Source organism: Emticicia sp., assembly GCF_043780375.1.
GTDB lineage: Bacteria > Bacteroidota > Bacteroidia > Cytophagales > Spirosomataceae > Emticicia.
The window spans coordinates 1-11,275 of record NZ_JAYWCU010000082.1; the positions used below are offsets into that span (position 1 = coordinate 1).

Sequence of the window (11,275 nt, forward strand, 5' to 3'; positions counted from 1 at the left end):
CCACCTGTAAAAACAATGTCTGCCTTTTTAAATAATTGCTGCTCAAGCATTTTTAGAGCTGGCGGAGCAAATTTAAAAGCACTTAATTCATCCATGCAATCATAGATAACTAATTGCGGCTCGAAGAATTGGGTAAAACCCATGGCCATGGGGGTATAATACCAAAAAATATATTCTTTTATTTGATGTTCATTAAAAACCTTATTTATTACTTTTTCAACTCGTTCATTTTCTTCATTTTTATCATTAGAATTGCCTTTTAAATGTGGAATAACAACAGAAACATGCTCCTCAGTAATATTCAAATAATAACCGTCTTCATCATCATTATAAATACATTCTTCTATATAAAAAGTAGCAAAGTCTCTTGAAAAGCGACTTAATAAATGCTGTGGACGTTGATAAACAAAGTTCCAACGCAAATGTGAAAAGCAAATTAAGTTCATATATTTCTGAGGATAATAAATAAAAAATATCAAATTTAGAATTGATTGGAATTAACATTTGATTTTGAAGTTGGTGGGAAATGTCATTTTTTAATTAGAAGAAATCAATAATTTTTTCTGATTAAAATGCCCCAAAATTACTCATCCTCAATAATTATTAACATATTTTTTACCTTATCATAGTCAGATTTTAATAACATATATTGAGCTCTAAGCATTGATTGCTGTTCGATTGTAAAACCTGCAACATTGTCATCCAAAACATCTTTATACGTATCGCTTGCTACGCTTTCACCGTATTGGCAAGAATTGAGAATTGACTCACGGTCATTTCCAGTCACTGCTGCTTTAAAATCCATCCAAACTCTAAAAAACTTACCTGTTGTTGTAGTGCCTTCTGTTGGGGTTCCGCTCAATTTTACAACTTCCTTAGCAAGTTCCACTTTGCACCACTCACTTGTTTTTACAAATTGAGAAAACAAACGCTTAAAATCAGTTTCCTCTGTTTCTTTTGAAGCGGTTTCATACCCCTCAATTCTGTCATTGTTAATTTCAATGAGCGAATTCAAAACCTCAATCGCTTTGTCCGTTTCCATTTTATTTATTGATTTATAGAATTTATAAATAATATGAAGCAAAGGTAAATGGTATCTAATTTCAAAGTGTTACATGATAATTGAAAATACTTATATGATTCTCACATTTTAAGGAAATCGTTTTTTGCCTTAAAAATTCACAAATACTATTAAATACGCATTTTAAGGCTGCTTTTTAAGACCTTTACTAATAAAGAAAGAAAAGTATAAATCAACCAATTTGAATATTTTACTAATAGACTTCCTGCGAAAGTGTTTTTCGACTTAAAATACTTTCGCAGGAAGTCTAATGTTACTTTCATAAAAATTCTTTGCTAAAATGCCCGCTTTTGGCTCTCTTAACATTCTCAAAATATTGTGTGTGAATGATGTAATTAATTTACAAAATTTTGTAACACTATCTATAATAAACCTATTGAACTTTGTCAACGAATTTTCAACTAAATCTACAAGACCATGTTTCATCATGTAAAAGAATTGCAGTTCAACGCAAGGGTTTCAAAACCCGATGTACGTTTTGCCAAACTATTGCTTGAGCAGTTTGGCGGGCCTAACGGCGAACTAAAAGCAGCAATGCAATATTTCGTTCAGGCGTTTGGTTGTAGAAAGCCTCATCCTGATAAGTATGACATGCTTATGGACATTGCCACCGAAGAATTTAGTCACCTTGAAATCGTTGGAGCAACCATTCAGATGCTCCTCACGGGTGTTAATGGTGAATTGAAAAATGCGGCGGATGAATCTGACTTAACCAAAGTATTAGACGGCAAAACCGCCAAAGAAACTTACATCCATGAAGCAATGATAAATCCGCATTTCTTTATTGTGAGTGGTGGCACCCCAACCCTAACCGATAGCGTTGGCAATCCTTGGAGTGCAAATTATATTATGGGAATGGGAGACTTAACCGCTGACCTGCGTTTAAATATTGGAGCAGAAACAAGTGCCAAAATGGTTTATGAAAACTTGATGAAATTTACGGACGATGTGTATGTAAAAGAATCATTGCGTTATTTAATGACCCGAGAGGTAGCACACTTTCAAATGTTTCAAGCGGCTTTAGATAGTATTCAACCAAACTTTCCTCCTGGTATTTTGCAAAGCGACCCGAAATATAGCAACAAATATTTCAATATGTCGAAAGGTGAAGATTTTAAAGGTGATTGGAACGAAGGCAAAAGCCCATTACTTGGAGAAGAATGGCAATATATAGATGATCCCCTCCAGCATGTTCGTGATACTGATGGATTGTTAGATGAACGTGCGAAAGGAACGCCACGTACAGAAGAATCTGTTCAAACAGCAAATAAGAAATTGAGTGCCAAACGCAAAGCATTAGTTGACAATGCAACAGCTCCTAAAAATGGGGTAATGAGTTGGTCGGTTTATGAAGATGAAGAGAAATTGAAAAGTACAGAAAAAAAAGAAAATTTAACAAACCATTCAATAAACAATTAAGTAGCAAGAAAATGAAAACAACCAAATAAATTCGGGAAGTCATTGAAATGGAACAATGCAACTATCGCAATTAATAGAATTATTTGAAGATGAATTGAAGGATATTTATTGGGCGGAAAAAGCATTGACGAAAGCCATACCCAAAATAATAAAAAATGCTACATCAGAGCTGAGCATTGAAAAGTCATGTTGGTGAAACTAAAGAGCATGTAACTCTTGTTGAACAAGTTTTTGAAACATTTGATAAAAAAACAGTTGCCGCAAAATGTGGGGCTATTGTAGGTTTAATAGAAGAAATAATAGAAAATTGCGAAACGGGTTCTATGTGTGATGCCGGTATTATTTCAGCACAAAAGGTAGAGCACTATGAAATTGCATTTTACGGCAAACTTCGTCATTTTGCAGGAACTTTAGGCTTAACAGAGGCAATAACATTGCTTGATGCTACGCTTATTTGTCTATGTATCAGCCATTTTTAGAAAGGTATTTGGCCAGATATACAGTGACAGAGATAAACTATTATTTTTTCAAAACACAATAGGCTTAAACTGAATATCAACTCTACGATTTCGCTCACGACCTTCCCATGTATTATTATCATAAGTAGGAGCATCGTAGGCAAAATCTTTAAATCTTATCTTTTCTTGAGGAACATCCATCGCTCTTAGAAGGTCGATGACAGAAGCACTTCTCATTCGACTGAGATATTCGTTAAACTCTTTACCACCAATATTGTCGGTGTGGCTCATGATGTTGATTTCGTAGTATTCAAGATTTTTTATGCTCTTTACAAAATCATATAACTCTTGGGCTTGTTGCTTGTCTATATATGCACTTCCGCCGCCAAAATAAATACTTCGTACAATCTCTTTCACGTCTTGACCGAAAGAGGTGCTAAAAGAAAAAAGAAATAATACAAAAAGAGTCTTCATGCGATTTTCGTTTTAAATAACTTCTCTATCAAATTTATGAAGAAAAACTTACAATTGTTCAATATTTTCATCAATCCATTTGGCATGAGCTTTTAGTCAAGACTTCATTCTTCCGATTTCTTTTTGGTGTGAACCTTTGGTAGAATTAGGAGTAATTCTATCATTGAGAATGTCCCATCTCTCAAAATTTCGAGCCACCATTCCGCTTTCTGTAATTTCTTTTGCAAAACCATCAATCATGGTTTTGCATGAGTTCGGTTAAGAAAAAAAGCGAAGAAAATACCTCAAGTATTCACTTCGCTTTTATATCCCGAAAAGATTTGCTGCATCAATTCACTATTTGACATATTTCTCTTTGACGGTCATTTCCCAATCACCCAAATTTCCGTATAAAATAAAAGAGCCAAAGCGAAATTTGTCAATGATTTCTGTGCCTTCCGAAACCGAATCATAAAAATCTTTGTCCACGGGCAGTTCAAAATCTAAGGAATTGACGGCATCTTTTATGTGTTTTTTGATATTCAATGAAAGCCGTGATTGTTTCAATCGAAGTTTCAAAAAGTATTTGGGCGATTTGGCATAAGTGCCCGATTTTAAAGCATTTATTTGTGCAACTAATGCCGTGTTTTCTTTTTTTAGGCTTTCTAATTCAGCGTTATTTCCGCATGAAGTAGCAAAAATAGCAAGCGAAAGTAGAATAACAAGTTGTATTTTCATTTTACACTTTTAGTTTTGTGTCAAGATACAATGCTTTACTCTTCAAAATAATACCCGAAAATAATCCCCATTTCGTCTTCGGTGGTAAGCCCAAAGGTTACAGTTTTATTCGTAAAATTATTGTAGGTAATTCTTGAGGTTAAACCTTCGCCTTTTTTGAGAGAGATGTAAGTAGGAAAGTCGGTTTTTTCGGGATGCTCCCAGTTGGTTGAAGTATAAATCAACTCACCGTTTCTTGCCCCGCCTTTAATCAAAATCTCAAATTTCTCACCTAATTTATGCGTATGAGAGAAAAGGGTAACAATCTTAACGTTTTTATCGAAAGTAAAATCCTTTGTAATAACTGTTGTTTTATTGGCAGGAATAGTCAGATTTTGATTTCCAAAATCAATGACTTTCAATATATTTTTGACATTTTCCTTCTTGGTGGTAAATAAGTTGATATTTACTTCGCCAGGCAAAGGTTTTGTACTTTTATTATAATAATGCGAGTTCATATCAAAAGTGGTATTGGCAGGAACTTCAACGGCTGTACCAGTAGGAAAAGTATAATCAAGGTTAGCTTCGCTGCCACCAAAATTGAAAACATGATTGTTCATTTGGGAAAAAGTAACAAGATTATAAGTGCCATCGGGATTTCGTAAATCACGTACTTGACTTAGTGGAGCTAAGTTTTTTTGATCTCTGAAACCATATAAAATAAAATGATGACTTCCTGGACGCATACTTATTTGCACACGATTGACATAAACAGTTTCTGTATTTCCGAGCGGTTTTCTCGTAAAAAACTCACGCTCAAAATTAGGGGCTACATCAAATTTATCTAAAACCATCTGAAAACCCGTTCCAACTGGTGGTGTAGGTAAACCCACAAATGTGGCTGTGCTTGGCACAGTATCATCAAGCAATCCAGCATCGGCTACGCTTCCTTTCTCAGGAGCTCCAGCTTCTATCCAACGTCTTACAAATTCTATTTGACCATTAGATAGTAAATCTGCTCCAAGTGGCATTACTGCTCCATAACTTTTACCTCCGTGATGGCTGGCATCATAAAATAGTTTGTTGAACAATAAACTTTCCAAAGATTTGAAAGGCTTTACTCGCTTCAAACCGTCTTGTTTTGCTCCAATATTAGTTGGGGTGATGTCAATCAAGTTTTTGTAGGCTTTTCCTTTAGCCAAAACCAAACCATGTTGTTTGTAAGTTCCGTCGGTTTCGGAAGAATGGCAACCAGTTACGGCACAGTTTTTTGTTAAGACTTTATCTTGTAGCAAATCAAAACTTGCCGAATTGGCAGTAACTTGCTCTTGTTTGGTGCAAGAGTTCATCAGTGTTGCACTAAGTACAATTGCTGTTGAAAAGGCAGTGAGAATAGAATATTTCATAAAAAATAGTAGATATTCAATATATTATGATGGTCGATGGTATTATTTGTTATATAAAAAAACACCAATCAGTCAATGTTTAACGAAAATAAGAGATTAAAGTTTATTTTTGACAAAAAACTTGATGAATGGTTTAAATTAGCAGATAAATCATAATTAAGAAGAAGAACGCCAAGTGTTGATAATTATGTTTTCAACTTTTCTCGTTGCCCCACGTAAAGCCCAACGATTACTAAAGCTGTACCTAAAAATGTATGATAGCTGATTGGCTCATTTAATAAAAAATAAGAATAAGTAAAACCAAATATCGGACATAAGAACAGAAAGAATGAGGCTTTTACGGCATCAATTTTTAGTAAATATAGCCATAAGTTTACAGCAATTATTGAAACAGGCACAATGAGCCAAATCTCTGATAATAAAAACGTTAGGTCGTAATTATTGGGAGATTTATGAAGGATAAATGTCAAGGGAAGCATCAGAATACCGCCCAGAAAAACTTGCCAGCCGTTAATGGCGGTTCGTGAAAGTTTCCAGTCGATATTTGAATAATAAATTGTGCCAACCGAATAAGAAAGCATACACAAAAACATATAGAAAAGTCCCAAAGGAGTAGCATAGCTATTTTGTATGAGTGGATAACAGGCAATTCCTACACCAATCATGCCCAAAAGCACTGCAATCCACTCCGAAAATCTGACATTTCTACTCAACCAAAAAGCAGATAATACACTGATAAACAAAGGATTAGTGGCTGTTGAAAGGCTACCAATACCAGCCGCTACTTCTTTAATTCCTAATACAAAGAAACTCAAATAAAGAGTTACATTGAGTAGGCCAAAAATAGTTAATTCTTTCCATTCTTTGCCTTGGGGAAGGCGGTCTTTTTGAAAAAAAAACGAGTAAGCAAGCATCACGATTCCTGCAACCAAAAAGCGAATTTGAAAAAGCACCAAAGGCTCAACCGAATGAAGCCCAATTTTGGCCGCTACCGAAGCCGAAGCCCAAAGTGCAGCAAATAATATGCCGATAAGAATGGTTTTTAGATTCAATGTTTTGTTTTTGAACAGGTATCAATTAATTTTAGAGCATTTTGTGATGTTTGATTTATCACTTCTTCAACAGAAATTTGTTTTAATTCGGCAATGCGTTTGGCGACTAATTCAAGATATAAAATCTCATTTCGTTTGCCACGATGAGGCACAGGAGCCAGATAAGGCGAATCAGTTTCAAGAACAATATTTTTCAAATCAATAAATGGAAGCACATTTTCCATACCGCCATTTTTGAAAGTTGCTACACCACCAATACCAAGCAAAAAGTTTAGTTCAACAATCTGTTGAGCTTCCGCCAGATTCCCCGAAAAACAATGAAAAATACCTCTTAAATCGCTCCAAGCAAACTTTTTAATGAGTTCGATGCAGCGAATTATAGCATTGTGTTCGTTGTTTTTTGAGTTACGAGAATGAATACAAATGGGTAAGTTATATTTTTTAGCTAAAGCCAATTGTAGCAAAAATGCTTCTTCTTGCTGGGTTACGAAAGTTAAATCCCAGTAGAAATCAATGCCGATTTCGCCAATCATAATGAACTTTCGTTGTTTGAGCCACTGCTCAACAATCGATAATTCTACTTCAAAATTCTCTTTCACATAACACGGGTGTATGCCCATCATGGCATGGCAAATATTTGGATATTGTTGCTCTAAAGCGATCATTCCAGCAATGGTTTCATGGTCGCAATTGGGCATCCAAATCTGTTTTATCCCAGCCGAAAAGGCTCTTTCGAGCATCGCATCTCTGTCATAGTCAAATTGGTCGTCGTAAATGTGTGCGTGGGTTTCTATCATTATTTATTCTTTCGTTTTTTTACGTAATTCTTCTACGTAAGCAATGACTTGATTTATCTGTTCGTTCGACAATGTTGCTTTCCAGCTTGGCATTTTTCCTTTTCCATTAGAAATAATATCGAAGTTTTCAGCAGTTGTTAGTTGACTTTTTTGTAAACTTTTAACACCAAATGCCTTTTTTGTGCCATCTTTTCCATGACATTTTGAACAGTTATTTTCAAAAACTTCTTTTCCCGCTGTCTGCTGATTTGGTTGTATAAAACCCGCCATAAGCGTTACGATAGCACAAAGAGTTACTATTTCTTTAATTTTCATATTCTTTATAGAATTAATTGAGTACAAACTATTTACGTTGATGTAATCAAGGAAGATTCAAATATGTACAATTAAAGAATGAATGTTTAGTTGCATGGTAAATTTTGCTTGTCTTTTTTTTACAAAATTACGATTCAAAAACCAAAAATCTTAACTTTGAGAATTAAAACCCTCAAGATGAAAGTTTCCGTTGTAATTATTACCCTAAATAATACCCGAACAATCAAACAAGTTTTGGCTGCTGTTGCCGGCTGGGCCGATGAAATTGTGGTGGTGGACAGCGGAAGTATCGACGAAACATTGGCGATTGCACAACAATTTGGTTGTAAAACTTTATACCGTAAATTTGATGGATTTGGTAAACAAAAACACTTTGCCGTGGAACAAGCAAAAAACGACTGGATTTTTATAGTTGATGCAGATGAGGTAGTAAGCCCCGAATTGAAAATAGAAATTGATGAAGTATTGAAAAATGCCGAATATCAAGGCTTTATGGTTCCAAATACACTCATTTTTTTGGGTGAAATGATGCGGTTTGGACGAGAATACAAGATGCCACATCTAAGACTTTTTAATCGAAAATTTGGTAATTATAATGACCGACAAGTGCATGAGGATATTGTATTGAATGGCAAAACAATGACACTCAAAAACCATGTTTTGCATCACAGTTATGCCGATTTGGCTGAATGCTTTCAGAAAATAAATAATTATTCGTCACGTGGGGCGAGTGAACTACAAAAACGTGGAAAGAAAGCATCTTTATTGAAAATTATCACCAAATTTCCGATTACTTTTATCACCGAATATTTCATTAGGCTCAACTTTCTGAATGGTTATCGAGGTTTTGTTTGGGCATTTTCTCAGGCAGTTTATGCAACTTTGAAATATTTGAAGTTAAGGGAATTATCAATATTGAATGAGTAATTTTTAATTTATACGCAATTTTATACATCAAATCTTTTCAATCATTCACAAATCATTCAATATTTTATGACCAAAATTGGACTTATATCAGATACCCATGGGTTTTTGGACGAAACCGTATTTGAGCATTTCAAAGATTGTGATGAAATTTGGCATGCAGGAGATATTGGTTCGGTCGAAATTATTGAAAAACTACAAAAATTTAAGCCAACAAAGTTTGTTTTTGGAAATATTGATACCAAAGAAATTCAGTGGTTAGTGCCCGAAAATCAACACTTTACGATTGAAGGTTTTGAAGTTTGGATGACTCATATTGGTGGGTTTCCACCTAATTATAATCCAATGGTGAAGAAACAATTTAAACAGAAAATACCTGATATTTTTGTATGTGGACACTCGCATATTTTGCGAGCTATGCGAGACGACAAACACAATAATTTAATTTATCTAAATTCAGGAGCAGCAGGAAAAGAAGGGTTTCATAAAATGAAAACTTTGCTTAGATTTACGCTTGATAGTGGAATGCCAAACAACGAAATGCCGTCCAATAAAAAAATGTCTAATTTGGAAATCGTGGAGTTAGGCTTGCGAGGAAAGTGATTATTTTTAGCATTATAAATATGAAAAAATTCATACAATATATTATTAGTTTTGTTTTCCTGCTACAAACATTGTCAGTTGCTGCTCAATTGACACAGGGTAAACGTATCGAATTTGAGCGAAATAGCAGTTTAGAACAAGAGCATCTGCTTATTCCATTGAAAGAAAACGGAGTTGTTTTGCTTCAATCAAAAATAGAGGCTTATCACCGAAAATTTACTCTTGATTTTTATAAATACGATAGTACACTTACTCAAATTTGGAAAACTACATTTCTGCCCGATGAAAATTTCGACCTCATAAAAACCTTCCACAATGAGCGTTATTTATATGTTTTATTTAAAAAAGATGATAAAATAGATATTGGTGTTTTACGAATAGATTTTGAAACGGGAGATAAAACTTATGCAGAAGGAAATCTACTGACAAATATAGAAATTGAGCATTTTGTAGTGTTAGGAAGCAAGGCTTTTATTGGAGGAAAATACAACGACCGACCCGTAGTAGTTATGTTTAGTTTTTTTGATAAAACTTCTAAGGTTTTACCAGAAATACACAATAACTATTTGATAATAAATGATTTAGATGTAGATGAACAAAGCGAAAAAGTATATTTAATGCTAAAAAATGAGCGAAATTGTCAGTTTATCTTGAAAACTTATTCTTACGAAGGAAAGGCCTTAAACAGCTTAGTTTTAGGTGATAAACAAACAGCACCTATTTCGGGAGAAATATTGAAAATTGACCAAAAAATACCTATTTTGATGGGTAATTATGCGGAAGGTTGCTCTCAACTTTCGCTTGGAATATATATGCAAAACTTGTCTGATGATTCGAAAATTCAATACATCAATTTTGCTGATTTAAAAAACTTTTTTCGATTCTTAAATCCTAAGCGAGAAGAGAAAATAAAGCTAAGAATTAACCAAAAAAAGCAAAAAGGAAAAGAAATAAAATTGCGATATAGACTGTTGTTGCATGACCTCATTCCGACGAATGAAGGTTGGGTGATGCTTGCCGAAATTTTTTATCCAGAATATAAATCTAATACCAATGCAACTGGCTGGAGTACATGGAGAAACTACCGTATTGGCAATGATATTTATAATAATTTTCGTTATTCACATGCTGTTATTTGTGGTTTTGATAAAAACGGCAAACTTCTTTGGGACAATAGTGTTTCGCTCAAAGAAATCGAAAGTAGCGAATTAAATGCTAAAGTTCAGATTACACAACAAGACGATTACCAAATATTGGCATATCCTGACGAAAGTTTAATCAGAACTGTGGTGATTCGAGGGAATGAAAAGGCAAAAGATTTGGAAAGTTTTGATTTGAAAACTGGTACTGAATCTGAGAAAATTACTAATACCGAACGCAATAATTTAGCTGCTTGGTATGGACATAGCTTTTTGGCGTATGGTTACCAAAGTGTTAGAAAAAACAATGATATTCTGAACCGAGAGGTATTTTATGTGACAAAATTGACTTATATGCTGAAAGAGGAAAAGTAGGAAATGCCCAAATTTACATGGCAACAAATGACTCAAACTGCATCAATTCAATCACAAATCTATTGCTTTTTTCGCTTTATGTAGTTTTGGTTCGTCTATAATTTTGCAATTGGCACTTATTTTCTTTTTTTTAACCATAGGTTTATATCAACTCTATTGTTTTTTTAGCCCTAAAAAAGTGGTAAAATAAAAGATAATTAATCCTATTAATGTTCCTAATCCATCTGCTAAAGCATCGTACCAATCAAAGCCACGATGAAAGGTTTCGGGAAGAATTCCTTGCCAATATTCAATAAAAACACCGTAAATAATACCTAAAAGTAAAGTCTTTGTATAGTTTTTGAAAGCAAATTGCCAACAAAAAGCCCATCCAGCAAATGCTACAAAATGGGCGGTTTTATCATTAAAGTCCTTGCCATTGGGTAAATTTTCACTCGGCATAGTACATAATGCAAAGATGATAAGTGTAACAGCAAAAGCCAAATATTTATTTTCCAGAAATTTTATTGCCAATAGTTTCAACTTCATCTAATAGT

15 protein-coding genes and 1 pseudogene are annotated in these 11,275 nt (G+C 34.1%); 6 read left to right on the forward strand and 10 right to left on the reverse strand.

Annotated elements, in window-relative coordinates:
* Both ACH2CJ_RS06250 and ACH2CJ_RS06255 read right to left on the reverse strand, forming a co-directional pair.
* Positions 1-446 (reverse strand): annotated as a pseudogene (locus ACH2CJ_RS06250) (glycosyltransferase family 1 protein); the annotation flags it as partial.
* 137 nt (positions 447-583) lie between these two features.
* On the reverse strand, positions 584-1,042 hold the full coding sequence (locus ACH2CJ_RS06255; protein WP_394991395.1) for a PA2169 family four-helix-bundle protein: 459 nt from the start codon (positions 1,040-1,042) through the stop codon (positions 584-586).
* Positions 1,043-1,498: 456 nt separating this feature from the next.
* Between ACH2CJ_RS06255 and ACH2CJ_RS06260 the strand changes: the two genes are divergently transcribed.
* Genes ACH2CJ_RS06260 through ACH2CJ_RS06270 form a run of 3 tightly spaced genes read left to right on the forward strand, consistent with a single transcriptional unit; the run spans position 1,499 to position 2,979 of the window.
* The gene (locus ACH2CJ_RS06260) at positions 1,499-2,500 is read left to right on the forward strand and encodes a manganese catalase family protein (protein ID WP_394991396.1); all 1,002 of its coding nucleotides are present in this window, start codon (positions 1,499-1,501) and stop codon (positions 2,498-2,500) included.
* A 55-nt stretch (positions 2,501-2,555) separates the two neighbouring features.
* Positions 2,556-2,696 carry a DUF892 family protein gene (locus ACH2CJ_RS06265; protein ID WP_394991398.1) on the forward strand — a complete coding sequence of 47 codons (141 nt, stop codon included), beginning with the start codon at positions 2,556-2,558 and terminating at the stop codon, positions 2,694-2,696.
* Positions 2,677-2,979: a ferritin-like domain-containing protein gene (locus ACH2CJ_RS06270; protein ID WP_394991399.1), complete on the forward strand. Its 303-nt coding sequence runs from the start codon at positions 2,677-2,679 to the stop codon at positions 2,977-2,979. The genes ACH2CJ_RS06265 and ACH2CJ_RS06270 overlap by 20 nt, the downstream gene beginning before the upstream one ends.
* Positions 2,980-3,027: 48 nt before the next feature.
* On the opposite strand, the gene ACH2CJ_RS06275 is transcribed toward ACH2CJ_RS06270, so the two are convergent.
* From ACH2CJ_RS06275 to ACH2CJ_RS06305, 7 genes are all read right to left on the reverse strand, one after another.
* On the reverse strand, positions 3,028-3,432 hold the full coding sequence (locus tag ACH2CJ_RS06275) for an OmpA family protein (RefSeq protein WP_394991400.1): 405 nt from the start codon (positions 3,430-3,432) through the stop codon (positions 3,028-3,030).
* Positions 3,433-3,528: 96 nt separating this feature from the next.
* On the reverse strand, positions 3,529-3,672 hold the full coding sequence (locus tag ACH2CJ_RS06280; protein ID WP_394991401.1) for a hypothetical protein: 144 nt from the start codon (positions 3,670-3,672) through the stop codon (positions 3,529-3,531).
* Positions 3,673-3,768: 96 nt separating this feature from the next.
* Entirely contained in the window at positions 3,769-4,149 is a 381-nt protein-coding gene (locus ACH2CJ_RS06285; protein ID WP_394991402.1) for a hypothetical protein, read from the reverse strand.
* 35 nt (positions 4,150-4,184) lie between these two features.
* On the reverse strand, positions 4,185-5,534 hold the full coding sequence (locus tag ACH2CJ_RS06290; protein ID WP_394991403.1) for a hypothetical protein: 1,350 nt from the start codon (positions 5,532-5,534) through the stop codon (positions 4,185-4,187).
* Between the two features lie 185 nt (positions 5,535-5,719).
* Positions 5,720-6,586 (reverse strand): DMT family transporter, encoded by an 867-nt coding sequence (locus tag ACH2CJ_RS06295; RefSeq protein ID WP_394991404.1) that lies wholly within the window; start codon positions 6,584-6,586, stop codon positions 5,720-5,722.
* Complete coding sequence (locus tag ACH2CJ_RS06300) at positions 6,583-7,383, reverse strand: TatD family hydrolase (RefSeq protein WP_394991405.1); 801 nt, start codon at positions 7,381-7,383, stop codon at positions 6,583-6,585. Before ACH2CJ_RS06300 ends, ACH2CJ_RS06295 begins: the two co-directional genes overlap by 4 nt.
* A 3-nt stretch (positions 7,384-7,386) precedes the next feature.
* Entirely contained in the window at positions 7,387-7,698 is a 312-nt protein-coding gene (locus ACH2CJ_RS06305) for a c-type cytochrome (RefSeq protein WP_394991406.1), read from the reverse strand.
* A 177-nt stretch (positions 7,699-7,875) separates the two neighbouring features.
* On the opposite strand from ACH2CJ_RS06305, the gene ACH2CJ_RS06310 reads away from it, so the two are divergent.
* The 3 genes from ACH2CJ_RS06310 (at position 7,876) to ACH2CJ_RS06320 (ending at position 10,739) form a co-directional block, all read left to right on the forward strand.
* The gene (locus ACH2CJ_RS06310; RefSeq protein WP_394991407.1) at positions 7,876-8,625 is read left to right on the forward strand and encodes a glycosyltransferase family 2 protein; all 750 of its coding nucleotides are present in this window, start codon (positions 7,876-7,878) and stop codon (positions 8,623-8,625) included.
* A gap of 66 nt (positions 8,626-8,691) precedes the next feature.
* A complete protein-coding gene (locus ACH2CJ_RS06315; protein WP_394991408.1) occupies positions 8,692-9,225 on the forward strand; it encodes a metallophosphoesterase family protein in 534 nt (177 codons plus the stop codon).
* 20 nt (positions 9,226-9,245) lie between these two features.
* Positions 9,246-10,739, forward strand: coding sequence for a hypothetical protein (locus ACH2CJ_RS06320; protein WP_394991409.1), 1,494 nt, complete (start codon positions 9,246-9,248; stop codon positions 10,737-10,739).
* A 153-nt stretch (positions 10,740-10,892) separates the two neighbouring features.
* Here ACH2CJ_RS06320 and ACH2CJ_RS06325 read toward each other — a convergent pair whose 3' ends face one another.
* Complete coding sequence (locus tag ACH2CJ_RS06325) at positions 10,893-11,252, reverse strand: VanZ family protein (protein ID WP_394991410.1); 360 nt, start codon at positions 11,250-11,252, stop codon at positions 10,893-10,895.
* Positions 11,253-11,275: the final 23 nt, after the last annotated feature.

What these genes read in the sequence shown, in the direction of transcription:
- ACH2CJ_RS06300 (WP_394991405.1), bottom strand. Translation starts at nt 7,383, where the DNA reads ATGATAGAAACCCACGCACACATTTACGACGACCAATTTGACTATGAC.
- ACH2CJ_RS06320 (WP_394991409.1), top strand. Translation starts at nt 9,246, where the DNA reads ATGAAAAAATTCATACAATATATTATTAGTTTTGTTTTCCTGCTACAA.
- ACH2CJ_RS06260 (WP_394991396.1), top strand. Translation starts at nt 1,499, where the DNA reads ATGTTTCATCATGTAAAAGAATTGCAGTTCAACGCAAGGGTTTCAAAA.
- ACH2CJ_RS06310 (WP_394991407.1), top strand. Translation starts at nt 7,876, where the DNA reads ATGAAAGTTTCCGTTGTAATTATTACCCTAAATAATACCCGAACAATC.
- ACH2CJ_RS06305 (WP_394991406.1), bottom strand. Translation starts at nt 7,698, where the DNA reads ATGAAAATTAAAGAAATAGTAACTCTTTGTGCTATCGTAACGCTTATG.
- ACH2CJ_RS06275 (WP_394991400.1), bottom strand. Translation starts at nt 3,432, where the DNA reads ATGAAGACTCTTTTTGTATTATTTCTTTTTTCTTTTAGCACCTCTTTC.
- ACH2CJ_RS06265 (WP_394991398.1), top strand. Translation starts at nt 2,556, where the DNA reads ATGCAACTATCGCAATTAATAGAATTATTTGAAGATGAATTGAAGGAT.
- ACH2CJ_RS06285 (WP_394991402.1), bottom strand. Translation starts at nt 4,149, where the DNA reads ATGAAAATACAACTTGTTATTCTACTTTCGCTTGCTATTTTTGCTACT.
- ACH2CJ_RS06315 (WP_394991408.1), top strand. Translation starts at nt 8,692, where the DNA reads ATGACCAAAATTGGACTTATATCAGATACCCATGGGTTTTTGGACGAA.
- ACH2CJ_RS06255 (WP_394991395.1), bottom strand. Translation starts at nt 1,042, where the DNA reads ATGGAAACGGACAAAGCGATTGAGGTTTTGAATTCGCTCATTGAAATT.
- ACH2CJ_RS06290 (WP_394991403.1), bottom strand. Translation starts at nt 5,534, where the DNA reads ATGAAATATTCTATTCTCACTGCCTTTTCAACAGCAATTGTACTTAGT.
- ACH2CJ_RS06280 (WP_394991401.1), bottom strand. Translation starts at nt 3,672, where the DNA reads ATGATTGATGGTTTTGCAAAAGAAATTACAGAAAGCGGAATGGTGGCT.